This window comes from Oceanicella sp. SM1341, assembly GCF_003448965.1.
Classification (GTDB): Bacteria; Pseudomonadota; Alphaproteobacteria; order Rhodobacterales; family Rhodobacteraceae; genus Paroceanicella.
The window spans coordinates 250,643-273,955 of record NZ_QRGC01000002.1 but is presented as its reverse complement, the minus strand read 5'-3'; the positions used below and the strand labels follow the sequence as shown (position 1 = coordinate 273,955).

The following is a 23,313-nucleotide window of genomic DNA, read 5'->3' as shown; positions in this document are numbered from 1 at the left end:
CGGTCATGGCACTGAGTGCAGCAATCGCCGGCGGCGGGCTCGGGGGGCTCGCCGCCGCCACCGCCCTCGCCTTGCGCGGCTGGGAGGTGACGGTGCTCGAACGCCAGCCCGCCCTGCGGGCCTCCGGCTCGGGCATCTACATCTGGGAGAACGGGCTGAAGGTGCTCGGCGCCCTCGGCGCGGCCGAGGCGGTGCTGGCCGAACCCTTCCGCGGCCTCGCCTTCGAGCAGCGCGACAGCACCAACGCGGTGATCGACCCCGGCCCCCTGCCGGCGGACAAGCGCCTCGTCACCGTGCCGCGCAGCGTGCTGCTCGGCGCGCTGCGCGACGCGGCCCTGGCCGCCGGGGTGACGGTGCGCACCGGCGCGGAAGTCACCGGGGCCAGCGCCCACGGCAAGCTCGCCCTCGCCTCCGGCGAGACGGTGCGCGCCGATCTCGTGGTGGGGGCGGACGGGGTGTGGTCGATGTGCCGCCGCGCGCTGGGGCTCGAGCTGAGCCACGAGCAGACCGTGGAAGGCGCCCTGCGCACCCTCGTCCCCGGCACCCAGGCCGATCTCGGCGAGGATGGCCGGGACCGCTACATCGAGAACTGGAACGGCACCCGCCGGCTGCTCATCACCCCGATCTCGCGATCGGAGATCTATCTCGCCCTCACCTGCCCGGGCTCGGACAGCGCGGGGCGGCAGATCCCGGTCGACATCGCCTCCTGGGCCGCGAGCTTCCCGCACTGGGCGCACCTGATCGGGCGCATCGGGCCGGAGGTGAGCTGGGGGCTCTACTCCACCATCCGGGTGAAGAGCTGGTCGGCCGGGCGCGCGGCGCTGATCGGCGATGCGGCGCATGCCCAGCCGCCCAACCTCGGCCAGGGCGGCGGCATGGCGATGCAGAACGGCCTCGCCCTCGCCTGCCACCTCGAAGGCGTGCGCGACGCGCGCGACATCCCCGCCGCCCTCGCCGCCTGGGAGGCGGCGGAGCGCGAACTGGTCGACCATTGCCAGAAGTGGTCCTGCCTCTACGGCGAGGCCACCTTCCTGCCCGACGCGGTGCGCGCCCGGGTGGTGGCCGCGGCGATGGCCGACCCCTGGGTGCAGGGCCAGGTGGCCCGGGCGGCAAACAGCACCCCCACAGGCACCGGCCCGGAAACCGACCCGCCCCTCGCCCCGGCGCGGGCGGAGGCAGAGACCGCCTGACCCCTTCCCGGTCCCCGCCGCGGCGGGGCCGGGCGCCCCCGCGCTCCCGCCGATGGTGCCGGGCATGCCGCCTCCGGATTGCCGGCATGGCGGCCATGCATGGAAATGATTTGAATGCCAATCATTTCCATGTAAATCACTCCGGCATGACCCGATCCGCCACCACCCGCTTCCGTTTCGGCGTGCTGTTCGTTGGTGTCGCGCGCCGCTGGCGCCGCGCGCTGGACGAGCGCATCGCCTGCACCGGCCTGACCGACGCCACCTGGACACCGCTCGTGCACCTGCACCGCTCCGGCGGCGGCATCAGCCAGAAGGAGCTCGCCGCCCTGGTGGGCATCGACGGCTCGAGCCTGGTGCGCCTGCTCGACATCCTGTGCCGCGACGGGCTCGTCGAACGCCAGCCCGACCCCGACGACCGCCGCGCCCGGCGGCTCTTGCTCACCCCCGCCGGCCACGCCGCCGTGGCGGAGCTGCGCACCGTGCTCGAGGTGGCCGAGGCCGAGATGCTGGCCGATGTCGACGATGCCGAGCTCGACGCCATGATGTCGGCGCTCGAGCGCATCGACACCCGCCTGCAACTGCTGCGCGCCGCCCCCGGCCCCGACTCGGGCACGGGCACGGGCGCCGATGCAGGGACAGACACGGGCCCGAGCTCGGACACGAGCTCCGGCACCGGCCCAGACGGTGACACGCAGCCGGAGGCGGCCGCGCCCATGCCCCGCACCGCCGCGAGGCCGGGCCGATGACCCTCGCCTCCCTCGGCTTCGACCGGCCCCGGCTGGGGTTCGCGCTGCGCACCGCGCTCGGCGCCTGCATCGCGCTGTGGATCGCCTGGGCGCTGGGGCTGGAGCACCCGCAATGGGCGGGGATGACGGTCTGGGCCACCTCGCAGCCCATGCGCGGGCAGTTGCTGGAGAAGGGGCTGTTCCGCGTCGCCGGCACGGTGCTGGGCACGCTCGCGGGCATCGCGCTGGTGGCGGGGGCGGCCGGCAGCCCGCTGGTGCTGGTGCTGGGGCTCGCCGCCTGGATCGGTTTCTGCGCCGGGCTGGGCAACCTGCTGCGCAGCTTCACCTCCTACGGGGTGATGCTGGCCGGCTACACCGCGGCCATGGTCTCGCTGCTGGACACGGCCTATCCCGGGCACATGCTCGCGCTCGGGGCCGACCGCATGCTCACCGTGCTCACGGGGGTGCTCGTGGCGCTCGCCATCGGCTGGCTCTTCGCCGGCCGGGCGGCGGAGGACGTGCTGGCCGGCCGGATGCGCCGCCTTACCACCCGGCTGCTGCAGCACCTGGCAAGGCCCGGCGGCGCCGGGGCCGCCACGGCGCGCGAGCTTCTCGCCGAGATGGCCGCTCTCGAGGAGGCGCTCGACCCCCATGCCGCCGGCTCGCTGCGCTCCCGCCAGGCGGCGCGGGCCATGCGCCGGCTGCTTTCGGCCCAGGTGGCGGCGGTGCTCTGGCTCGCCGGGCGCGATGCGGAGGCGGTGCCCGCCGCCGTGCACGCGGCGCTCGACGACGCTGCCCTGGCGCTCGGCGTGCCCGGCGGCAGCCCGGTGGCCGCCGCCTGCATCGACCGGGCCCGGGCGGCGCTTCCGGGCGGCCCGCGCCGCGGGCCAGGCGCGGCAGCGGGCGCGGGCATGGCCTCGGATGCGCTCCCGGACGCGGCCGACATCCTCGCCGATCTCGCCGCCGCCCTGCGCGAGCGACCGCTGCACGCAACGGCGCCCACGACAGCCGCCGGCCGCCGCCCGCGCCTCGTGCTCCACCGCGACTGGGTGGGCGCGCGCGAGGCGAGCATCCGCGCCACCGCCACCATGCTTGCGCTCGGCCTGCTCTGGGTGGTGACCGGCTGGCACATCGGGCCCTTCGTGCTGCTGGGCACGGCGATCATGACCTCGCTGTTCTCGACCTTCGACAACCCGGCGGGGATGATGCGCTTCGTCTTCCTCGGCCAGCTCTGCGGCGCGGCGGCGGCGCTGGCCTGCCACTGGCTGGCCTGGCCGCTGGCGGGCGGCCCGGCGGGGCAGATCGCGCTGGTGATGCCCTTCGTGCTGCTCGGCGCCCTCCTGTCCGGGCACCGGCGCGGCCAGCCGCTGGGGTTCGACTACAACATGGTGCTGCTGCTGCTCCTGCAGCCGCACTGGCCGCTGACCGGCAGTTTCGGCGACTCGCTCGCCATCTCCGTCGCCGTGCCGATGGCACCGATGCTGGCCTGGTTCGCCTATCGCCACATCTTCCCGCCCAGCCCGCAGCGCCGGCGCGACACGCTGGTCGCGATGATGGTCCGCGAGCTGGAGGACATGGCCTCCCGGCGCGGCGGCAGCGACCGCCGCCCGGTGTGGCAGGCCCGGCTCAACCACCGGGTGCTGCGGCTGGCGAGCGCGAGCGAGAAGAGCCCGCGTGCCGGCGTGTCCGCAACCCGGGGCAGCCTCGCGGTGCTGCTGCTCGGCCGGGCCATCCTGCACCTGCAGGACCTGGCGGCTGCGCCCGGGCTGGGCCCCGGCACCGCGCGCAGGCTGGAGGCCGCCCTGCACCGGCTCGCCGCCCTCCGCCGCAACCCCGAGCGCGCGGCCCGCGCCCTGGCGGCCACCGCCCGCCATCTCTCCGCCCTGTCACGCGGCGACCCCGCCCTGCTGGGCGGCGCGGCCCGTGCCCTCGCCGACAACCGCGATTTCTTCCGCGACGCGAGGCTCTGAGCGCGCCGCATGCGGGGCCCCGCCGCGACTGAGCCCCGCCGGCCCCGCGATGCGCCGCGGCTGCGGCCGGGCCCTGCGGCACTGCCTGCTCTGCGTCCCGGCGGGACGGATCTGCCGGAGGACCGGGCGGGCGGGGCAGGCCCACGGGCTCCGCCTCCTCCCGCGCCGGCCGATGCGCCCTGCGCGGGGGGGGACTGCCCGTTGTGCGCCCGGGCCCGGCCGGCTGCCTCAGCCCCGATCCCCGTCCCGGGGCCGGTCCCGGCCCGGCGACGGGGCGCGCAGGCCCTCGGAGAAGCTGGTGAGCGCACCGAGCACCCAGATGAGCACGCCGCCGGAGAGGCCGAACATCAGCACGCCGTTCGCCGCCGCCAGCGGCCCGAGGATGGCGCGCTCCGGGCTCAGCAGCACGTCGCCGTAGCCCAGGGTGGTGAAGCTGGTGAGCGCGAAGTAGTAGGCCGGCATCAGGGCGCCGAACTCGCCCAGGGCCTGCAGCACGAGGGCCCAGACCAGCACCTGGGCGAGGTTGCCCGCCAGCAGCAGGATGAGCGTGCCCGAGATCAGCACCGTGTCCTGCACGAAGCCCTTGGGCGGGTGGTGCGCCAGGTGGTGGCGCACCCGCGCACCGAGAAACGCCAGGATGGCGCATTCGATCACCGTGCAGGCCACGGTCACCGCCAGTCCGAGCAGCAGGTTGGCCATCGCGCGCTCTCCTTCCTGCGGGTCAGTCCTCGAGCCGGCCGTCGCTCGACATCAGCAGTGCCACCGGCCGCATCGAGGGGATCTGCGCGAAGATCAGCATCATCACCGAGAGCACCGGCACCACGATCAGCGCCCCGACGATGCCCCAGATCGCGCCGCCGGCGAAGATGCCCACCAGCACCACGAGGCCGCTGAGGTTCATCGAACTGCTCATCATCCGCGGCTCGAGGTAGTTGGAGGCGAAGAGCTGCACGGGCAGCATCACCGCGAGCACCACGACGAAGGGCGTGAAGGTGTCGAACTGCACCAGCGCCATCAGCGCCGGGAACACGATGCCGAACAGCGTGCCGATGGTGGGGATGAAGCTGGTGATGAAGATCACCACCGCCCAGAACACCGGCGCATCCACCCCCACGGCCGCCAGCACGGCCCATGTCGGCACCGCCTGGATCACGCCGCAGAACATGTTCACCCCCATGTAGGCGTCGATCTCGGTGATGATGCGGCGGATGATCCGGTGCACCCGCTCGCGCTCCACCGGGTCGGAGATGACGGCGGCGAGCTTGGCCTCCGCCGCGCCGGCCTCCTGGTTGATGAACAGCACGTAGACCACCACGATCACCAGCGAGGAGAGGAAACTCGCCATCGACCCCGCGAGGCTGAGCAGGATGGGGGTGAGCTCGAGCCGGTCGAGCAGGTCGGAGATCGCCACGGTCTCGTTCATCCGCGCCGCGCGCATCAGCGAGGAGAGCACTGTGTCGAGGCGCTCCTCGTAATGCGGCAGCGCCTGGGCGATCTCGTAGGCATTCTGCCCCACCAGCGCGCCGAGCAGCACCAGAGTGGCGCTCACCACAAGGATGCTGAGCAGTTTCGCGGCGGCATGGCTGTCGAGCCCGATGGCGTGCAGCACCCGGCGGCTGCCGCGCGAGGTGACGTTGAGGATGAGCCAGACGAAGAGTGCCAGCACGAGCGGGATGAGCACCGGCCGCGCGATCACCAGAAAGGCGATGGTCGCCAGCACCGCGATCAGTGCCCGCGTGTATTTCCAGCCGTCGTCCATTCCTGCCCCGCCCCGGTTCCGCGGCCGCACGCTGCGCGCACCGGCCAGGCCCAGAATGGGCCGGCGGGCGGGCCCGCGTCAATCGCACCCGCGCCGGGATGCCGGGCGGCCGGTCGCCCGGGGGCCCCGGCGACATGCCCCGCCTCGCGCCCCCCGCCGGGGCGGAACGCCGGGGCGCGCATGATCCGGGCACCGGATCAACTTTCCGGCTCCGCCGGAAAGCGGCATGCGGCATGCATGCCGGCGCGCCGTCCCGCCCTGCTCCGGTGCGGGCGGCGCGGGGCGACAGGGATCAGTGCACGTCGGGGATCAGTGCGCGGGCGCGGCCTCGAGGTGGCGCGGGCGCCAGCCGGGCGGCAGCTCGCCCTTGATGATCAGGCTCAGCACGTCGTCCTTGCTCACTTCCTCGATGCGGTGCGCGCCCACGCGCACGCCCTTGTTCATCACCACCACCCGGTCGCAGAGGTCGAACACGTCGTGCAGGTCGTGGCTCACGAGGAAGATGCCGATGCCCTCGGCGCGCAGCTTCTGGATCAGCTCGGCCACCATCGCGGTCTCGGAAGGGCCGAGCGCGGCAGTGGGCTCGTCCATGATCAGGATCTTCACGTCGAAGTAGATCGCCCGCGCGATGGCGATCACCTGCCGCTGCCCGCCGGAGAGGCGCGAGACCGCGTCGGTGAGATTGCGGAAGTTGGGGTTGAGCCGGTGCAGCACCTCGCGGGCCTCGCGCAGCATGCGCCTGTCGTCGAGATTGCCGAAGCGGGTCTTCAGCTCGCGGCCGAGGAACAGGTTCGCCGGCGCGTCGAGATGGTCGGCGAGGCCGAGGGTCTGGTAGATGGTCTCGATGCCCTGCGCACGCGCGTCATGCGGGCTGTCGAGGCTCACCCGCGCGCCGCGCACCCGGATCTCGCCGCCATTGGGCGCCATCGCGCCGGAGAGGATGCGCATCAGGCAGGACTTGCCGGCACCGTTATGGCCCAGCACGCCCACCACCTCGCCGGGCCAGAGGTCGAGCGAGACGCCGTTCACGGCGCGCACGCCGCCGAAATGCTTCTCGATGTCGATCATCTCGACGAGGGGGGCGCTGTCGCGGGGCTGCTGGCTCATGAAGGCTCTCCGGTGTGAGGGCCGGCCGGGGCGGTGCCCGGCCGGCGGACAGGCTCAGTAGAGGACGTTCTGCGCCACGGGGTCGTCGATGTTGTCGGGCGTCACCAGCACCACGCCGGTGTCGATCTGCGGCTCGACCCTGTTGCCGGCGAGGATCTCCATCACCGCCTTCACGCCCTCCTCGCCCATCTGGAACGAGCCCTGCACGGCGGTGGCCTTCAGCGTGCCGTCGCGCACGAACTGCTGCAGGTCGCCGTTGCCGTCGAAGCCGATGGCGGCGATCTCGCCGGCCTTGCCGGACTGCACCAGCGCCCGGCCCATGCCCACCGCGGTGGGCTCGTTGGCGCCGAAGATGCCCTTCAGGTCGCCGTTCGCGGCCAGCACGTCGGTGGTCTGGTTCAGCGCCAGCGCCATCTGCGACTGGGAGTAGTAGGGCCCCACGATGTCGAGCTTGGAGTTCGCCTCGATGTAATCGGTGAAGCAGCCCACCCGGCCGATCTCCGAGCCCACGCCGGCGACATAGGACATGATCGCCACCTTTCCCTCGGTGCCGACCTCGTCGATCATCATCTTCGCCACTTCCTCGCCGGCGGCGCAATTGTCGGTGGAGAGGAAGGCCTGGTAGGTGCCCTGCGCGCTGTCGGCGAGGGCGGAATCGATGATCACCACCGGGATCGCGTTCTCGTAGGCGCGCTTCACCGCGGGCGCCAGCGCCTCGGGGTCGGACGGGGCAAGCACGATGCCGGAGACCCCGCGGTTGATGGCGTTCTCCACCAGGTTCACCTGGTCGGCGATGGCCGATTCGGAGGCCGGGCCGTCGAAGCTGAGCGTGTGCTCGGACTGGCCCTCGATGGCGGCCTGCGCGCCGCGGTTCACGTTCTGCCAGAAGTTGGAGCTGGTGGTCTTCACGATCACGGCGATCTCGCCGGCCTGGGCCGATACGGCCGCCGCCCCGGCGAGAAGCCCGGCTGCGAGCACGGGCACGAGGGTGGTCTTCATGGTGTCCTCCGGTTGGTCGCGTTTGCGATTTATCTTTGTTGTCCCGGGGCTTCAGCGCCCCGGTGTGCCGCCCGCGCGCGCCTCAGCGCCGGTTGCGGATCTGGTCGACATAGACCGCGCCGATCACGACGAAGCCGATGACGATCTGCTGGATGAAGGCCGAGGTGCCGGCCATGTTGAGCCCGTTGCGCAGCACCCCGATGATGAAGGCGCCGATCATCGTGCCCGAGACATTGCCCACGCCGCCCATCAGCGAGGCGCCGCCGATCACCGCCGCGGCGATGGCGTCGAGCTCGTACATCACGCCCTCGCTGGGCTGGGCGGTGATGAGCCGCGACATCAGCACGTTGCCCGCAAGGCCGGCCAGCGCGCCGGAGAGCGTGTAGGCGATGATCTTGGTGCGGTGCACCCGCACGCCCGAGAGGCGGGCCGCCTCCTCGTTCGAGCCGGTGGCGTAGATGTGCCGGCCGGTCTGGCGGCGGCGCAGCAGGTAGGCCGCGGCCAGCGCCACCACCGCCAGCAGGATCACCGGGTAGGGGATGCCGGGAAAGATCACCTTCGGAAAGCCGTTCGCCCCCATCTCGACCATGCGGAACAGCGCGCCGTTGCCCAGCACGCCGAAGGCCTCGCCGAGCTGCGAGATCGGCGCAGCACCGGTGAGCTGCAGCGCAAGGCCGCGCGCGATCAGCATCATGCCCAGCGTGGCCACGAAGGGGGTGATCCGCATCTTGGTGATGACGAAGCCGTTGAACAGCCCGCAGGCCGCCCCCACCAGCACGCCCACCGCCATGGCCGGCAACACCGGCAGACCCGCCTTCACCGCCATGCCGGTCACCGTGCCCGAGAGCGCGAGCACCGAGCCCACGCTCAGGTCGATGCCGCCGGTGATGATCACCATGGTCATGCCGATGCCGAGCAGGCCGATGACCGAGGTCTGCAACAGGATGGTGAGCCCGTTGTTGACCGACAGGAATGCTGCATTGCCGAAGGAAAACGCCGCGATCAGCAGAAGAAGCGTGAGAAAGGCCGACATCCGGTGGAACAGGCCCGCAGAGGGCCGGAATTTCCAGCGCGCAGAAGGTTTGCGTTCTGTGAACTCGACCATCTTTCCTCCCCGATGATCTGACTTTAATTATTAAAAACATACTGAGGGCTGGATCCGCCCGCGTCAACCGCCTTGAATGGGGCGCCGCGGCGGGGCAGACCGCGGGAAGACAGGGAGGAGAGGGAAGCGAAGATGGCCCGCACGGATGTCCGTTTCCGCGAGGCGTACAACACGCTGATCGAGATCTGCGCCGGGCTCGGCGAGAGCGCCAGCCTGCCCTCGGAGAATGCGCTGGCCCGCAGCATGGGCGTGAGCCGCACGGTGGTGCGCGCCGGGCTGCAGCGCCTGTCGGACGAGGAGATCATCCGCTGGGAGGGCCGGCAGAAGGTGCTGCTGCGCCGCCCCGGCGCGGCCGACCGGCTGGAGATCCGCATCGACGGGCCCGATGCCGACACGCTGGAGACCCGGTTCCTCGAATGGGTGCTGCGCTTCGACGTGCCGGCGGGCACCACGCTCAACGTCGCCCAGCTCTCGCGCGAGTTCGGGGTGGCGCCGCACGTGCTGCAGGAGTTCCTCGCCGGCTTCACCCGATTCGGGCTGGTGGAGCGGCGCCAGCGCGGCGGCTGGCGGCTGCTGGGCTTCACCGCCGATTTCGCGGTGGAGCTCTCCGAGTTCCGCACCGTGCTCGAGCTCAACGCCGTGCGCCAGCTCGTGGCGCTGCCGCCGGGCCACGAGATCTGGCCGCGGCTGGAAGGCCTGCGTGCCCGCCACCTCGACCTCGCCTCACGCCTGGACCGGGATTTCCACGAGTTCTCCCGGCTCGACGAGGCGTTTCACACCACCGTCACCGGGGTGGTGCGAAACCGCTTCGTGGCCGAGTTCCAGAAGGTGATCTCGCTGATCTTCCACTACCACTACACCTGGGACAAGACCGAGGAGAAGCGCCGCAACGCCGCCGCCATCGCCGAGCATCTCGACTGGATCGAGGCCATGCTGGCGCGCGACGCCGCCGCCTCCGACGCCGCCGCACTGCGCCACCTGCGCACCTCCAAGACCACCCTGCTCTCCTCCATGCGCTCGCACCGGCAGGCCTGAGGGCACTCAGGCGAAGAGCGCCTCCGCCTCCGCCGGCACCTCCGCGTGCAGCGCGTCGAGGTTGCGGCGCAGCGACGAGGCCTTCGCCGTGCCGATCAGCACCGAGGCCGCCGCCGGGTGGCGCAGGGCGAAATGCAGCGCCGCGGTGGCAAGCGGCAGGCCGTGCCGCTCCGCCTCCGCCTGCAGGGCCGCCACGCGCTCCAGCACCTCGCGCGGGGCGGGGCCGTAGTCATAGGTGGCGCCGGGCACCGGGCCGGTGGCGAGGATGCCGGAGTTGAAGATGCCGCCCAGCACCAGGCTGGTGCCGGCCTCGCGGCAGCGGCCCACCAGCTCCGCCTCGGCCGAGCGGTCGAGCAGGGTGAGCCGGCCGGCGAGCAGGATGGCGTCGATCGCCCCGTGCGCCATCACGTCGAGGCAGACCTGCGTTTCGTTCACCCCGAGCCCGAAGGCGCCGATGCGGCCCTGCTCCTTCAGCCGCGCCAGCCGCTCGAAGCCCGAGCCGAGGAAGGCCTCCATGTGGCCGGCATTCGCCGCCCCGTGGGTGTAGGTGCCGATGTCATGAACGTAGACGATGTCGATGTAGCCGGTGCCCAGCCGCTCGCGGCTCTGCTCCAGGCTCGCCTCGATGCCGTCGCCCGAATAGTCGTAGCGCACGTCGTTGGGCAGGGGTTCGACGAAACCGTCCGCCTCCGCGATCGGGGCGGCGGCGGGCGAGAGCACCCGGCCCACCTTGGTCGAGACCACCCAGGCGTCGCGGTCATGCCCGGCGAGGAAGGCGCCCAGCCGGGCCTCCGACAGGCCGCGGCCGTAGTGCGGCGCGGTGTCGAAATAGCGGATGCCGGCGGCCCAGGCGGCCTCCAGCACCTCGGCGGCCTCCGCGTCCGGGATGGCGCGGTAGAGGTTGCCGATGCCGGCGCAGCCGAAGGATAGCTCGGTGACCCTCACCGCGGTGCGGCCGATGCTGCGTGTCTTCATGGGGTGTGCTCCTCCCGCCGCGCGTGGGGCGGGCCCGGGGGCCGCCGCCGCGTGTGTTCTGGTATCCGGAAAGCTCCTCGCCCGGGCCGCGTGCGGCGTTGACAGGCCGGCCTCTCCGTTTATGTTTTTTATGATTAAAGACAAAATGCGTCAACGCCCGCGGGGCGGCAGGCGCCGGGGGAGGAGCCGCGCCGTGATCGACGCGCATCAGCATTTCTGGCAGATCGGGCGGGGCGACTACGGCTGGATGGACGACAGTGTCGCCGCCATCCGGCGTGACATCCTGCCCGGCGACCTCGAGCGCATCGCGCCCGCGCTCGGCATCACCGGCACGGTGGTGGTGCAGGCGGCGCCCACGGTGGCGGAGACCGAGTTCCTGCTCTCGCTCGCCCGCGGCTCGTCGCTGATCCGCGGCGTGGTGGGCTGGGCCGATCTCGCCGGGCCGGAGCCGGGGGCCGAGATCGCCCGCCTCTCCGCCAACCCGATGCTCAAGGGCCTGCGCCCGATGCTGCAGGACATCCCCGAGACCGGCTGGGTGCTGCGCGCGGAGGTGCTGCGCGGGCTCGCCCTGGCAGCCGAGGCGGGCCTGAGCCTCGATGCGCTCGTCCAGCCGCGCCACCTGGGCGTGATCGACACGCTGGCCCGCCGCCTGCCCGGCCTGCCCATCGTCATCGACCATTGCGCCAAGCCGGTCTTCGGCCCCGGCCGCCCGCCCGACGCCGACTGGGCAGCCGGCATGGCCCGGCTGGCCGCGCATCCGCAGGTGATGTGCAAGCTCTCCGGCCTCGCGAACGAATGCGGCCCGGGCTGGGGGGCCGAGGCCCTCGCCCCGGTGGCAGCCCATGTGCTCGACATCTTCGGGCCGGAGCGGGTGATGTGGGGCTCGGACTGGCCGGTGCTGGAGCTCGCCGGCGCCTACCCCGACTGGCTGGCCTGCGCGCAGGAGCTCACGGCGGGGCTCACCGCAGGGGCACGCGCGGAGGTCTTCGGCGGCACGGCCACGCGCTTCTACCGCCTCTCCCCCACTCCCTGAGCCCGCGAAAGGAGCCCCGATGCAGCGCATGGGCATGATGATCGGCATCGCGCCGGAGGCCATCCCCGAGTACCGCCGCCTCCACGCCGAGGTCTGGCCGGAGGTGCTGGAGCGGCTGCGACGCTCCCACATCACCAACTACTCCATATTCCTGCGCGAGCCGGAGAACGTGATGTTCGGCTACTGGGAATACACCGGCGAGGATTTCGCCGCCGACAGCGCCGCCATCGCGGCCGACCCGGTGACCCGGCGCTGGTGGGAGGTCTGCGGCCCGATGCAGCGCGCCCTGCCCAGCCGGGCGGAGGGCGAGTGGTGGGCCGGGATGGAGGAGGTCTTCCACCTCGACTGAGCCCGCGCCTCAGGCGGGCGCGTCGGAGCGGATGTCGTGTCGGCGCAGGTCGCGCACCGGGGCGTTGCCGAACTCGCGCTGGTACTCGCGGCTGAACTGCGAGGCGCTGGCATAGCCCACGGCATAGCCCGCCCGCGCCACCTCGCTGCCCGCGAGGATGAGCCGCCGCGCCTGCTGCAGCCGCAGCCGCTTCTGGTACTGCACCGGGCTCAGCCCGGTGGCCGCGCGGAAATGCCGGTTGAAGCTGGCGAGGCTCATGCCCGCGCAGCCGGCCATGTCGCGCACCGGCACGGTCTCGTCGAGATGGCCCTGGATCCAGGTCACCGCCCGCCGCACCTGCGCGAGGCGCTGCTCGGAGGCCATGAGCCGGCGCAGGGTGGCGCCCTGCGGCCCCGTGAGCAGGCGGAAATGGATCTCGCGCATCAGCATGGGCCCGAGCACCGCCGCCTCGGCCGGGTGCCGGGCGCATTTCAGCAGCCGCAGGCAGGCGTCGAGCAGCGCCTCCTGCGCGGGTGCGCAGGAATGGCTCTCGCCCTCGTCGACCGCCGTCGCGCCGCCCGGCAGCTCGGCGATCAGCGCCGAGAGCATCGGCAGGTCGAGCGCGAGGCTGAGCCAGAGGCAGCCCTCCCCCGTCTCCGGGCCGCTCACCGGCAGGTCGAGCGCGCCGAGCAGGCATCCGCCCGCCCGACAGACGAGGACATCGCGCCCTGCCGCGACCGCCATCGCGCCGTCGAGCACGATGCAGGCCAGCGGCCGGTGCGGGCCGGGCACGGGGCCGGGCACGGGGCCGGCGCCCCCCGCCCCCTCGCGGATGCTCACCCCTTCGGGCAGGCCGGAGCCGTGCCCCGGCGCGAGTTGTGCCCGGGCCTCGGCCAGCAGGGATGCGAGCGTGGAACTCATGTCACGAACCTTCCTTCAGCCGCTTCCCGCCCGGCGCCGGGAATGATCGGATCAAGCAAATCATAGAGCGAAACCGGCATCGGCTGCCACCGGGGGGCCGCATATATCTCCGCAGCAGTGCCGGGAGCGGCCCCCGGAACCGGCGCGCCGCACGTGGCGCCGCGCCCCTCCAGCCCGCGTTCCGACAGCGATCGAAGGACCTGATATCATGACCAAGACCCCCATCCGTGTCGGCTTCATCGGCCTGAATCCCGACAGCCACTCGGCCGCCACGGCCCACCTGCCGGCTCTCCGGTCCCTCGCAGGGGATTACGAGATCGTCGGTGTCGCCAACAGCAGCCCAGAGAGCGCGCGGCACACCGCCTCCGCGCTCGGCCTGAAGCACGCCTTCGCCGGCGCCGGGGCGCTCGTCGCCTCGCCGGAGATCGACCTCGTGGTCGTCACGGTGAAGGTGCCGCATCACCTCGAGCTGGTGACCGCGGCGCTGGAGGCGGGCAAGCATGTCTACTGCGAATGGCCGCTGGGCAACGGGCTGGCCGAGGCCCGCACCCTCGCCGGACTGGCCGGGGAGAAGGGCGTCGTGGCCGCCATCGGCACCCAGGCGCGCGCGGCGCTCGAGGTGCAGCACCTGCGCGGGCTCATCGACGAGGGGTTCGTGGGGCGCGTGCTCTCCACCACGCTGGTGGGCTCGGGCGGCAACTGGGCCGGTGAGACCGTGGCGGATTACGCCTACCTCTTCGACGCGGCCAACGGCGCCACGATGCAGTCGATCCCGCTCGCCCACACGCTCGCGGCGATGGGCGACGTGCTCGGCCCCTTCGCCAGCCTCGATGCGACCTTCGCCAGCAATTTCGACACCGTGGCCGTGACCGATACCGGCGAGACCCTGCCCAAGACCGCGCCCGACCAGGTGATGGTGCAGGGGCGGCTGGAGAGCGGCGCCGCCGTGTCGGTGCACTACCGCGGCGGCAGCTCGCGCGGCACGAACCTGCTGTGGGAGATCAACGGCACCGAGGGCGACATCCGGGTCACCGGCGGCTCGGGGCACGCGCAGATGACGCAGCTCACCATCACCGGCGCGCGCGGCGAGGAGACGGAGCTCACGCCGCGGATGCCGGCGCCGGAGGTCTATGCCGGCCAGCCCGGGTTTCCCGGCGCGCGCAACGTGGCGGGCATCTACGCCCGGATTGCCGGGGACATCCGCACCGGCAGCCGCACGGCGCCGAGCTTTGCCGACGCGGTGAAGCTGCACGAGCTGCTCGACCGGATCGAGACCAGCGCAGGCGCGAAGGCCGCCGGCTGATCCCGCCTCCCGGCCCCGCCCCCTGCTCCCGCGCGGCGCGGGCGGCGCGGGCCGGGGCCCGGGCGCGGCGCCCATCAGGCGTAGGCCAGCCAGCGGCCGGCAAACGTGATGCCGGTCCACAGCACCAGCGAGGCGAGGGCGCAGAGCCGGGCCGCGCCCGGCACGGCCCCCCCGGCCGGCAGGCCCGGCAGCACCCGGGCGTGGAACACGAGCACGTTGACCCCGGCCAGCAGCAGCAGGCCGAACTTCACCGGGGCCGCGGCGCTCTGCACCACGGTTCCGGCCATGGCGGCGGCCATCGCGAGCCCGGTGACGAGGGTGAGCGCGAAGCCCGCCCGCGACAGCGGCAGCAGCAGCCGTGCCGCGCCCGCCAGCGGCACCTCGCGCCGCGCCAGCCCCAGCAGCCGCGCGTCGAAGGCGGCGGCCCCGCCCACGAGCAAGGCGATGCCCAGCACGTGCAGCGCCATCAGCGCCGGGTAGAGCCAGGGCACCATCCGGATCGCCGTGGCGGGGCGCGACTGTTCGACCATCCGCGCCAGCTCGAGCAGCGGTTCCATCGCGGCGGTCAGGCCGGCTCCGGCAGGGTCGGGAAGGCGGTGAGCTGCTGCCAGACCCCCTGTCCGTCGCCGGTCCAGAACATCACCGGGCGCAGGGTGTCGGCATCCTCGGCGGCGAGAAAGCCGAGCGCCTCGATGACCTCGCCCTCCTCCAGCGGCCGGTCCAGCCCCCAGCGCGACATCCAGGACGGCCCGGCCAGCACCAGGGTGAGCGCCGGGCGCCCGCCCTCGTAGGGCCGGGCCGAGGCGAGCGTGGCGCGGCCGTACTCCTCGTCGGCACCCGGGGGCAAGGGGCGCTGGCGAAACCCCTCGGGCAGCGCGGTCTCGTCGGCGCGCATCACCACCTCGCCATGCGGGTTGCCCCAGCGCACCGAGGTGGCGGCGCCGCGCAGGTAGCAGGCGCGGTCGGTGCGGAAGCTGGTCCAGCCATGATGGGCCCATGCCGGGGCGGCCATGCAGCCGAGGCCGGCCCCCAGCGCGCGGAGCACGAAACGTCTGTCGAAAGTCACGGGAAGGCACCTCCGGCCATGTGAAGCGTGTCAGGCGGGCACGGCGGCGCCCGCCCTCCAGCCTAGCCGCGCCCGGGCGCCCGGCCATCCCCCGTACCACCAAGCCAGACATGAGCGGCCCTCATGAACCCGGGCGGGACGGAGCGGCGCGCGGGGGCGTGACCGGGGCATGGAGTGCTGCGATTTCATGAGGAGGGCTCATTTCCGGCTTCGGCACCCCGGGCATTCTCGCCCCCGCCCGCGCGGGTAACATGGCAGGGGCGGCTTCCGCCCGCTCCCGGCCCGCCGGCCGCCCCACGTCACGCGGAGACGCCCCGAGATGAAGACCACCACGCCCCGCCCCGCGCCCCTGCTGCGCGCCCTCGCCCTCGCCGCCCTGCTGCCGCTGCCCGCCGCGGCGCAGGACACCCTGCTCGGGGGGCTCGACTACCCCTGGGACATCGAGACGGGCGCCGGCGTGTTCTACATCACCGAAAAGGCCGGCACGATCGGCACGCTGGAGGGCGGGCGCTTCACCCGCCTGCCGGTGCAGACCTCCGTGCCGGTGCTGGACGACCGTGGCGGCGGGCTGATGGGCCTCGCGCTGCGCCCGGATTTCGCCACCACCGGCCGCGCGGTGGTCTACCATCACTACGGCACGCCGGAGGCGCGGCTGAACCGGGTGATCGAGGTGGAGCGCGGCGCCGATGCCTGGACCGAGACCCGTGTGCTGCTCGACGCCATTCCCGGCCATCCGCTCTACAACGGCGGCCGCCTCGCCTTCGGGCCGGACGGCATGCTCTACATCACCACCGGCTGGACCGGGAACCACGCCCTGCCGCAGGACCCCGGGAGCCTCGCCGGCAAGATCCTGCGCCTCGCGCCCGACGGCAGCGTTCCGGCGGACAACCCCTTCCCGGGCTCGCCGGTCTGGTCGGTCGGGCATCGCAACCCGCAGGGCATCGCCTTCGACGACGAGGGCCGGCTCTTCGCCGCCGAGCACGGCCAGTCCGGCAACGACGAGGTGAACCGCATCGCCCGCGGTGCCAACTACGGCTGGCCGCTGGTGGAGGGCGACGGGGCGGGCGCGGGCATGACCCCGCCGCTGGCGCATTCCGGCCGCAGCACCTGGGCGCCCTCCGGCCTCGCCTGGCACGCGGGCCGGCTGCTGGTGGCGGGTCTGCGCGCCGAGGCCGTGCTGGGCGTGAGCCCCGACGGCACGGTGGCCGCGGCCTTTCCCGCGGGCGAGCGCATCCGCGACGTTCTGGTGAGCGGCGACGAGGTCTATGCCATCACCACCAATCGCTCGCCCCGGCGCGACGGTCCCTCCGAGGACCGGCTGATCCGCCTCGCGCCGTGAGGCGCGGGTGCCGGCTTGCGCCGTGAGGCGCGGATGGGGCCTCCTGCCGTGAGGCGCGGGTGGGGGCTTGCGCCCCGGGGCGCGGACGGCAGCTCACTCCCTGACGCGGAGGGGCGAGCTTGCGCCCCCGGGGCGCGGGTGAGACCTCGCGCCCGGAGGCGGGGATGGAAACCTCCCCGGGGCGCGGAGCAGGTTTGCCCCCGGTGGCCCGGCTGGGGCTCGCGCTTCTTCGCGCCCGGGTGGGGGGCCGGGCGCCCCGGCCCGGCCGGAGTGCGAGGCGGGGGGGGGCGCGAGGCGGGCCATGAGCCGGGCTCATCGACAGGCGAGCGATCCGAAGCGTTGATGAGACGCGCTCATGACTGCAAGTCGCAGCCGGGCATGTTCACCCCCGGCCCGCCGCACTAGGTGAGGTTGGAGGCGACAGTGACCGCAGCCAGACCGTGAGATCCCGCAGATGACCCATCCCCGACCCGCCCCCGGCAGGGCGCAGGGCCCCCTTCCCGTGAGCGCCCGCGGCAGCCGCCACCGCCTGACCGGCAGGGCCGCGGCATGAGCGACACGCCCCCCTCCGGGCCGCTGGCGGTCATCACCGCGGCCACGCTGCTGTCGCTCGCCGCCTTCTCGGCGCCGCTCACCACGCTCGAGGCGATGACCGTCTCCCTCGGGCTCGGCCCCGGGGCGCAGGCCTGGGTGATGAGCGCCATGCCGCTCGGCGCCGCCGCCGGCCTGCTGACCGCCGGCGCGCTGGGCGACACCCGGGGCCGGCGCAGCACCTTCGCCGGCGGGCTCTGGCTCACCCTGCTCGCCTCCGTGCTCGCGGCGCTGGCGCCCACCGGCACCGTGCTGATCGTGGCGCGCATCCTGCAGGGGCTGGGCACTGCCGGCCTCATGGCCTGCGGGCTCGGCCTGCTCGGCCAGGTCTACCAGGGCGAGGCGCGCCAGCGCGCGGCCGCGGTCTGGGCGGCGGGGCTCGGCGCCGGCGTGGCCTCGGGCCCGATCCTCTCCGCGGCGCTGCTGCCGCTGGGAGACTGGCGCGCCGTGCACTGGGTGGTCGCCCTCGCGGCCGCCGGGCTCGCGCTCGCGGCGCGGCGGGTGCTGCCCGAGAGCCGGCGGCTCGCCGGGCGGGTCGACTGGCCGGGCTCGGTGCTGCTGATGGCCGGGCTGGGCTGCCTGCTCTCCGCCCTCACCGAGATGCGGATGGGGCCGGGCGGCATGGTGGCGGGGCTGCTCTGCGCCGCCGTGGTGCTGCTGGTGCTGTTCCTCCTCGTGGAGCGGCGCACGCACAATCCCATCCTGCAGGTCGGCCTGTTCCGCGAGGCCGCCTTCACCAGCGCCACCGTGGCCGCCTTCGCCTCCGGTGCCGGGGTGCTGGCGCTGATGTCGCTGGTGCCCACGGCGCTGGAGCGCGGCGTCGGCATCCCGCCGGTTCCGGCGGCGGTGATCCTGCTGGCCTGGTCGGGGGTCGCCGTGTTCTCGGCGCTGGGCGCGCGCCGCATTCCGCCCGCCATCACCTCGCACACGCGCATCGTCGCCGCCATCCTGGGCTGCACGCTGGGCCAGCTCCTCCTGCTGCTGCTCGCCGTGGCGCCGAGCTGGTGGGCCGTGCTGCCCGGGCTCTTCGTGGCCGGCATCGCAAACGGCGTGCTCAATGCCTCGCTCGGCCATGCCGCGGTGCAGAGCGTGCCGCCGGAGCGCGCGGCGATGGGCTCGGCCGCCAACAACACCGCCCGCTACCTCGGCTCGGCGCTCGGCATCGCGCTGAGCTCGATCCTGATCGCCGGTGCCGGCGGGGAGCGCTTCTTCACCGGCTGGCGCGAGGCGGTTCTCGCCACCTCCGTGCTGGGCCTGCTGGGCCTCGCGGCGATGGTGTATTCCGGCGCGCGCGGCCGCCGCGGCTGAGGCGCGCGCCCCGCCCTCCCCCGCCACTCCCACCCGAGCAAAGGAGACCGCCATGACATCGAACACCCGCATCTGCGTCGCCGGCGCCACCGGCCTCGTCGGCTCGGCCGTCCTGCGGCTGGCGCTTGCGCGCGGCCACCACGTGCACGGCACGCTGCGCGACGCGACCGATACGGCCCGCACCGCCCCGCTGATGGCCCTGCCGGGCGCGGCCGGGCGGCTCACGCTCTTCTCCGCCGACGCGGGCGAGGAGGGCGCCTTCGACGCCGCCATGCACGGCTGCGACGCGGCCGCCATCGCCTGTTTTCCGCCGCTCTACAAGGCCGCCGACGGCACGCCGGCCCGCGCGCTCGACCGGCGCCGCGGCTACGAGGAGATCGTGCGGCCGGTGCGCGACGGCGTGCTGAACGTGCTCGGCTCGGCCCGCCGCGCCGGGGTGGGCAGCATCGCGCTCTGCTCCTCCACCTCCTCGACCAACCCGCCGGTGCCGCTCGCGGTCAAGCATGAGGCCACCGCCCTCTCCGACGCCGAGGCGCAGATGGCGGACGGCAAGTTCACCGCCGCCGAGAAGATCGTGATGGAAACCGCGGCGCTCGATTTCTGCGTGCACAACGACATGCGCCTCGCCGTGCTGCTGCCCACGATGATGCTCGGCCCCGTGGTGCTGCCCGAGCACATGCGGAGCCACGGGCTCGCGCTGCTCTCCGGTCTGCTCGAGGGGCGCCGGGCGATGCACGAGCAGGTGCCGGCCGGCTCGATGTCGGTCTCGCACCTGGAGGACGTGGCGGCGCTCTTCCTCGCCACGATCGAAAACCCGCAGGCCCGCGGCCGCTACTTCGCGGTCTTCGACAGCCTGCCCTGGGCGGAGATCTACGACATCCTCGCCCGCCATGTGCCGGCCGCCGGCCTGCCCGCGCCGCTCGACGGCGCGCCCGAGCCCCCCACCCGGTTCGACTTCACCCGGCGCGACAGCCTCGGCGTAACGATGCGCGACATCCCGGCCACCATCGCCGCGACCGTCGACTGGCTGAAAACCCGGCCCTTCCCGGGCTGAGCCCGCGCCCGGAGCCGCGCCCGAGCCCGTCGCGCCCCAGCCCGTCGCGCCCCAGCCTGCCGCGCGCAGGGGGGGCATGACAGCCGCCCGTCGCTGCGGGACCGCCCGCATCCCCATCCGCCAGCGGACAGGCGGCCCCGCGCCGCCTGCCCCTCCCCCACGCACAGGAGCATCCCCATGCCCAAGGACAACTACATCTTCAGCCTCTCCGAGGCGGTGACCCGCACGCCGGTCTCCTACCGAACCCGCTACGGCATCGGCATCGCGGCCGATCTCTACACCCCGGCCGGGTTCGACGCCGAGGGCTTCTGGCCCGCGCTGATCATCGGCGCGCCCTATGGCGGGGTGAAGGAGCAGGGCCCGGGCCTCTATGCCAACGAACTGGCGCAGAAGGGCTTCGTGGTGCTCACCTTCGACCCCGCCTACAACGGCTATTCCGAGGGCACGCCGCACCACCTCTCCTCGCCCGACCAGATGGTGGAGGACTTCATGGCCGGGGTCGACTTCCTCGGCACGCGGCCCTTCGTCGACCGCGCGCGGATCGGCGCCATCGGCATCTGCGGCTCGGGCGGCTTCGCCCTTTCCGCGGCCCAGGTCGACCGGCGCATCCGCGCGGTGGCCACCGTCTCGATGTACGACATCTCGCGCATGCACAGGATGGGTTTCGGCGACAGCATGACCGACGCCGACCGCGCCGGCTTCCTCGACTTCCTGGCTGAGCAGCGCTACGCCGATTTCGAGGCCGCGAACCCCGCCCTCACCGACCGCGGCGCCCCGATCGGCTTCGACGCGGACACGCCCGCCGTGGGCATCGAGTTCGGCGAGTTCTACTCCACCCCGCGCGGCTACCACCCGAACGCGATCACCCAGTTCACCCTCACCAGCGCCGCGGCCTGGATGAACTTCCCGCTGCTGGAAAACCTCTCCTGGCTCGACGGCCGGCCCATCCTGCTGGTGATCGGCGAGACCGCGCATTCGCGCTACTTCAGCGAGGATGTCCTGGCAGCGGCGAGCGAGCCGAAGGAACTCCACGTGGTGCCCGGCGCGGGCCATGTCGACCTCTACGACAAGCGCGACCTCATCCCCTTCGCCCGGCTCGAGAGCTTCTTCAACGACGCCTTCACGGGCTGAAGCCGCGCCCCCCGCACACACCGCGCCCCGCCCGGACAGGCTCCGGGCGGGGCGTTTTCATGCCGGCCGGCGGGCGGCAGGGAGGGGGGGAAGGGCGCAGACGCGAAGGCCCCCCGCCACCGGGGGGTGACGGGGGGCCTGCATCCTCCCGGGGCCCCGCATCGCGGGGGCAAGGTCCGGCGGGTCTCAGATCGCCGGCAGGCCGCCGATGATCTTGTCGAGCGTCACCGGGTAGTCGCGCACCCGCACGCCGGTGGCGTTGTACACCGCGTTGGCGAGGGCGGCCGCCACGCCGCACAGGCCCAGCTCGCCCACGCCCTTGGCCTTAAGCGGCGAGGCGACACCGTCGAGCGTGTCGAGGAAGATCACCTCCTGCTCGGGGATGTCGGCATGCACCGCCACCTCGTAGCCGGCGAGGTCGTGGTTGGCGAACATGCCCTTGGCGGTGTCGAGCGCCATCTCCTCGGAAAGCGCGGCGCCCACGCCCATGGTCATCGCGCCGATGAGCTGGCTGCGCGCGGTGACCGGGTTCAGGATACGGCCCGAATCCACGACGGCGAGCATGCGGCGCACCCGCACCTCTCCGGTGGCCGCATGCACGCCCACCTCGACGAAATGCGCCCCGAAGGTCGACATCTGGTAGCGGGACTGGAAGTCGCCCCACTCCATGGAATCGACCGCCTCGATCTGGCCCTCCAGTTCGGCCAGCGCCATGTTGGTGTTGCCCGCGATCACCCGGCCGTCGCGGAACTCGGGATCCTCCACGCCCAGATGCCCGGCGATGCGCTCGCGCAGCGCCATGCAGGCGGCATAGACCCCCGCGGTGGAACTCGCGGCGCCGAACTGGCCGCCCGACCCGGAGGAAACCGGGAAGGCGCTGTTGGCCAGCCGCATCTCCACCGCCTCCATGGGCAGGCCCATCACCTCGGCCGCGGTCTGGCCCAGGATGGTGTAGGAGCCGGTGCCGATGTCGGTCATGTCGGTCTCGACCACCAGCCGGCCGCCTTCCAGCACCGCGCGCGCGCCCGAGGGCATCAGCAGCGCGCCGCGGAAGGCGCCGGCCACGCCGTGCCCCACCAGCCACTGGCCGTCGCGGGTGCCGCCCGGCGTGGTGTTGCGCGTCTCCCAGCCGAAGGCTTCGGCGCCGCGCTCGAGACACTCGACGAAATGCCGCTCCGAGAAGGGCTGCTCCGGGTTCGACGGGTTCACCTGCGTGTCGTTCACGATGCGGAACCGCACCGGGTCCATGCCCAGCGCTTCGGCCATCTCGTCCATCGCGATCTCGAGCGCCATCAGGCCGGAGGCCTCGCCGGGCGCGCGCATGTCGGAGGATTCGGGCAGCTTCATGTCCACGACATGGTTCTGCACGCGCATGGTCTCGGTGCCGTAGAAGAAGGGCGTCTGGGCCGTGGGGTTCTCGCCGCGACCGCCGGGCAGCGAATGCGACGCGGCCTCGTGCCAGATGCCCTTGAGCTTGCCGTCGGGCCCGGCGGCGAGGCGGATGCGCTGCACCGTGGCCGAGCGGTGGGTGGTGTTGTTCATCATGAAGGGCCGCGGCAGCGCCAGCTTCACCGGCGCCCCCACCTCGCGGGAGCCGATGGCCGCCAGCACCGCGTCGGCGCGCAGCCACAGCTTGCCGCCGAACCCGCCGCCCACGTAGGGGCTCTCCACCCGGATGCGCTCGGGGTCGATGCCGAAGGTGGTGGCCAGCGCCTGGCGGTTCCAGGCGATCATCTGGTTCGATGTCCAGACGGTCATCTCGCCGCCGTCCGACCAGTCGACCACCGAGGCATGCGGCTCCATCATCATGTGGCTCTGCGAGGGGGTGTGGTACATCTGGTCGACCACGGCCGCCGCGTCGCGGAAGGCCGCCTCCACGTCGCCCACCAGCGTGCCCGGCTCGCCCGTGCCCTCCAGCCGGCGGAAGGCGGCATCGAGATCGTAGTCCGCCGGGTCGCCCGGGGCATAGTCGACCTCGATCAGCGCCGCCGCGGCCCGGGCCTGCTCGAAGCTCTCGGCCACGACCACGGCGATTGCCTGGTGATAGTGCTCCACCACGTCGCCGCCGAACAGCCGCGCCACGTTGTAGTCCCAGATGTCGAGCGGCTCGATGTCGAGCGCGGTCACCACGGCCCGGACACCGGGCGCCGCGCGGGCCGCCCCGGCATCGATCGAGCGGATGCGCCCGTGCGCGATGCCCGCGCCAAGCGGATAGCCGTAGAGCTGCCCCGCCACGACATCGTGGCGCTCGTAGGCATAGGGCGCGACACCGGCCACCTTGAGCGGCCCCTCGACCCTGCGGTGGGGCTTGCCCACCACGCGGCCGCCGTCGAACAGGGTGTTTTCACCTGCGGGCTGGTTGAATTCCATGGGA

General features: G+C 73.1%; 21 protein-coding genes. 11 read left to right on the top strand and 10 right to left on the bottom strand.

What is annotated here, in order from left to right; genetic code table 11:
* Positions 1-5: 5 nt before the first annotated feature.
* From D3P35_RS03160 to D3P35_RS03150, 3 genes are all read left to right on the top strand, one after another.
* Positions 6-1,190: an NAD(P)/FAD-dependent oxidoreductase gene (locus tag D3P35_RS03160; RefSeq protein ID WP_118133002.1), complete on the top strand. Its 1,185-nt coding sequence runs from the start codon at positions 6-8 to the stop codon at positions 1,188-1,190.
* Between the two features lie 146 nt (positions 1,191-1,336).
* The gene (locus D3P35_RS03155) at positions 1,337-1,936 is read left to right on the top strand and encodes a MarR family winged helix-turn-helix transcriptional regulator (RefSeq protein ID WP_118133149.1); all 600 of its coding nucleotides are present in this window, start codon (positions 1,337-1,339) and stop codon (positions 1,934-1,936) included.
* Entirely contained in the window at positions 1,933-3,885 is a 1,953-nt protein-coding gene (locus D3P35_RS03150) for an FUSC family protein (RefSeq protein ID WP_118133001.1), read from the top strand. Before D3P35_RS03155 ends, D3P35_RS03150 begins: the two co-directional genes overlap by 4 nt.
* 228 nt (positions 3,886-4,113) lie before the next feature.
* Here the strand turns inward: D3P35_RS03150 and D3P35_RS03145 are convergent, their stop codons facing one another.
* The 5 genes from D3P35_RS03145 to D3P35_RS03125 all read right to left on the bottom strand — a co-directional run bounded on the left by D3P35_RS03145 (position 4,114) and on the right by D3P35_RS03125 (position 8,855).
* Entirely contained in the window at positions 4,114-4,584 is a 471-nt protein-coding gene (locus D3P35_RS03145; RefSeq protein ID WP_118133000.1) for an ion channel, read from the bottom strand.
* A 22-nt stretch (positions 4,585-4,606) separates the two neighbouring features.
* On the bottom strand, positions 4,607-5,644 hold the full coding sequence (locus D3P35_RS03140) for an AI-2E family transporter (RefSeq protein WP_118132999.1): 1,038 nt from the start codon (positions 5,642-5,644) through the stop codon (positions 4,607-4,609).
* Positions 5,645-5,953: 309 nt separating this feature from the next.
* The gene (locus D3P35_RS03135) at positions 5,954-6,751 is read right to left on the bottom strand and encodes an ATP-binding cassette domain-containing protein (protein WP_118132998.1); all 798 of its coding nucleotides are present in this window, start codon (positions 6,749-6,751) and stop codon (positions 5,954-5,956) included.
* A 54-nt stretch (positions 6,752-6,805) separates the two neighbouring features.
* Positions 6,806-7,750 carry an ABC transporter substrate-binding protein gene (locus tag D3P35_RS03130; RefSeq protein ID WP_118132997.1) on the bottom strand — a complete coding sequence of 315 codons (945 nt, stop codon included), beginning with the start codon at positions 7,748-7,750 and terminating at the stop codon, positions 6,806-6,808.
* 82 nt (positions 7,751-7,832) lie between these two features.
* Entirely contained in the window at positions 7,833-8,855 is a 1,023-nt protein-coding gene (locus D3P35_RS03125; protein WP_118132996.1) for an ABC transporter permease, read from the bottom strand.
* A gap of 132 nt (positions 8,856-8,987) precedes the next feature.
* On the opposite strand from D3P35_RS03125, the gene D3P35_RS03120 reads away from it, so the two are divergent.
* Positions 8,988-9,890 carry a GntR family transcriptional regulator gene (locus tag D3P35_RS03120; protein ID WP_118132995.1) on the top strand — a complete coding sequence of 301 codons (903 nt, stop codon included), beginning with the start codon at positions 8,988-8,990 and terminating at the stop codon, positions 9,888-9,890.
* 6 nt (positions 9,891-9,896) lie between these two features.
* Here D3P35_RS03120 and D3P35_RS03115 read toward each other — a convergent pair whose 3' ends face one another.
* Positions 9,897-10,865 (bottom strand): aldo/keto reductase, encoded by a 969-nt coding sequence (locus D3P35_RS03115; protein ID WP_118132994.1) that lies wholly within the window; start codon positions 10,863-10,865, stop codon positions 9,897-9,899.
* A 193-nt stretch (positions 10,866-11,058) separates the two neighbouring features.
* On the opposite strand from D3P35_RS03115, the gene D3P35_RS03110 reads away from it, so the two are divergent.
* Positions 11,059-11,898: an amidohydrolase gene (locus D3P35_RS03110; RefSeq protein WP_198670443.1), complete on the top strand. Its 840-nt coding sequence runs from the start codon at positions 11,059-11,061 to the stop codon at positions 11,896-11,898.
* A 19-nt stretch (positions 11,899-11,917) separates the two neighbouring features.
* Positions 11,918-12,247 carry an L-rhamnose mutarotase gene (locus D3P35_RS03105; protein ID WP_118132992.1) on the top strand — a complete coding sequence of 110 codons (330 nt, stop codon included), beginning with the start codon at positions 11,918-11,920 and terminating at the stop codon, positions 12,245-12,247.
* Positions 12,248-12,256: 9 nt separating this feature from the next.
* On the opposite strand, the gene D3P35_RS03100 is transcribed toward D3P35_RS03105, so the two are convergent.
* A complete protein-coding gene (locus tag D3P35_RS03100; RefSeq protein WP_118132991.1) occupies positions 12,257-13,147 on the bottom strand; it encodes an AraC family transcriptional regulator in 891 nt (296 codons plus the stop codon).
* 208 nt (positions 13,148-13,355) lie between these two features.
* On the opposite strand from D3P35_RS03100, the gene D3P35_RS03095 reads away from it, so the two are divergent.
* Positions 13,356-14,450 (top strand): Gfo/Idh/MocA family protein, encoded by a 1,095-nt coding sequence (locus D3P35_RS03095; protein ID WP_118132990.1) that lies wholly within the window; start codon positions 13,356-13,358, stop codon positions 14,448-14,450.
* Positions 14,451-14,524: 74 nt separating this feature from the next.
* On the opposite strand, the gene D3P35_RS03090 is transcribed toward D3P35_RS03095, so the two are convergent.
* Together D3P35_RS03090 and D3P35_RS03085 are read right to left on the bottom strand one after the other, a co-directional pair.
* On the bottom strand, positions 14,525-15,007 hold the full coding sequence (locus D3P35_RS03090; protein WP_118132989.1) for a DUF6644 family protein: 483 nt from the start codon (positions 15,005-15,007) through the stop codon (positions 14,525-14,527).
* Between the two features lie 8 nt (positions 15,008-15,015).
* A complete protein-coding gene (locus D3P35_RS03085; RefSeq protein ID WP_118132988.1) occupies positions 15,016-15,516 on the bottom strand; it encodes a DUF6152 family protein in 501 nt (166 codons plus the stop codon).
* 319 nt (positions 15,517-15,835) lie between these two features.
* Between D3P35_RS03085 and D3P35_RS03080 the strand changes: the two genes are divergently transcribed.
* The 4 genes from D3P35_RS03080 (at position 15,836) to D3P35_RS03065 (ending at position 20,939) form a co-directional block, all read left to right on the top strand.
* Positions 15,836-16,855 (top strand): sorbosone dehydrogenase family protein, encoded by a 1,020-nt coding sequence (locus tag D3P35_RS03080; protein ID WP_118132987.1) that lies wholly within the window; start codon positions 15,836-15,838, stop codon positions 16,853-16,855.
* Positions 16,856-17,404: 549 nt separating this feature from the next.
* Complete coding sequence (locus tag D3P35_RS03075; protein ID WP_118132986.1) at positions 17,405-18,754, top strand: MFS transporter; 1,350 nt, start codon at positions 17,405-17,407, stop codon at positions 18,752-18,754.
* Positions 18,755-18,806: 52 nt separating this feature from the next.
* Positions 18,807-19,808 (top strand): NAD-dependent epimerase/dehydratase family protein, encoded by a 1,002-nt coding sequence (locus D3P35_RS03070; protein WP_118132985.1) that lies wholly within the window; start codon positions 18,807-18,809, stop codon positions 19,806-19,808.
* 177 nt (positions 19,809-19,985) lie between these two features.
* Complete coding sequence (locus tag D3P35_RS03065; RefSeq protein WP_118132984.1) at positions 19,986-20,939, top strand: alpha/beta hydrolase; 954 nt, start codon at positions 19,986-19,988, stop codon at positions 20,937-20,939.
* Between the two features lie 186 nt (positions 20,940-21,125).
* Here the strand turns inward: D3P35_RS03065 and D3P35_RS03060 are convergent, their stop codons facing one another.
* Positions 21,126-23,309 (bottom strand): xanthine dehydrogenase family protein molybdopterin-binding subunit, encoded by a 2,184-nt coding sequence (locus D3P35_RS03060; RefSeq protein ID WP_118132983.1) that lies wholly within the window; start codon positions 23,307-23,309, stop codon positions 21,126-21,128.
* Between the last annotated feature and the right edge of the window lie 4 nt (positions 23,310-23,313).

Coding starts and splice junctions, on each gene's coding strand:
- D3P35_RS03160 (WP_118133002.1), top strand. CDS start 6: ATGGCACTGAGTGCAGCAATCGCCGGCGGCGGGCTCGGGGGGCTCGCC.
- D3P35_RS03155 (WP_118133149.1), top strand. CDS start 1,337: ATGACCCGATCCGCCACCACCCGCTTCCGTTTCGGCGTGCTGTTCGTT.
- D3P35_RS03150 (WP_118133001.1), top strand. CDS start 1,933: ATGACCCTCGCCTCCCTCGGCTTCGACCGGCCCCGGCTGGGGTTCGCG.
- D3P35_RS03145 (WP_118133000.1), bottom strand. CDS start 4,584: ATGGCCAACCTGCTGCTCGGACTGGCGGTGACCGTGGCCTGCACGGTG.
- D3P35_RS03140 (WP_118132999.1), bottom strand. CDS start 5,644: ATGGACGACGGCTGGAAATACACGCGGGCACTGATCGCGGTGCTGGCG.
- D3P35_RS03135 (WP_118132998.1), bottom strand. CDS start 6,751: ATGAGCCAGCAGCCCCGCGACAGCGCCCCCCTCGTCGAGATGATCGAC.
- D3P35_RS03130 (WP_118132997.1), bottom strand. CDS start 7,750: ATGAAGACCACCCTCGTGCCCGTGCTCGCAGCCGGGCTTCTCGCCGGG.
- D3P35_RS03125 (WP_118132996.1), bottom strand. CDS start 8,855: ATGGTCGAGTTCACAGAACGCAAACCTTCTGCGCGCTGGAAATTCCGG.
- D3P35_RS03120 (WP_118132995.1), top strand. CDS start 8,988: ATGGCCCGCACGGATGTCCGTTTCCGCGAGGCGTACAACACGCTGATC.
- D3P35_RS03115 (WP_118132994.1), bottom strand. CDS start 10,865: ATGAAGACACGCAGCATCGGCCGCACCGCGGTGAGGGTCACCGAGCTA.
- D3P35_RS03105 (WP_118132992.1), top strand. CDS start 11,918: ATGCAGCGCATGGGCATGATGATCGGCATCGCGCCGGAGGCCATCCCC.
- D3P35_RS03100 (WP_118132991.1), bottom strand. CDS start 13,147: ATGAGTTCCACGCTCGCATCCCTGCTGGCCGAGGCCCGGGCACAACTC.
- D3P35_RS03095 (WP_118132990.1), top strand. CDS start 13,356: ATGACCAAGACCCCCATCCGTGTCGGCTTCATCGGCCTGAATCCCGAC.
- D3P35_RS03090 (WP_118132989.1), bottom strand. CDS start 15,007: ATGGAACCGCTGCTCGAGCTGGCGCGGATGGTCGAACAGTCGCGCCCC.
- D3P35_RS03080 (WP_118132987.1), top strand. CDS start 15,836: ATGAAGACCACCACGCCCCGCCCCGCGCCCCTGCTGCGCGCCCTCGCC.
- D3P35_RS03075 (WP_118132986.1), top strand. CDS start 17,405: ATGAGCGACACGCCCCCCTCCGGGCCGCTGGCGGTCATCACCGCGGCC.
- D3P35_RS03070 (WP_118132985.1), top strand. CDS start 18,807: ATGACATCGAACACCCGCATCTGCGTCGCCGGCGCCACCGGCCTCGTC.
- D3P35_RS03065 (WP_118132984.1), top strand. CDS start 19,986: ATGCCCAAGGACAACTACATCTTCAGCCTCTCCGAGGCGGTGACCCGC.
- D3P35_RS03060 (WP_118132983.1), bottom strand. CDS start 23,309: ATGGAATTCAACCAGCCCGCAGGTGAAAACACCCTGTTCGACGGCGGC.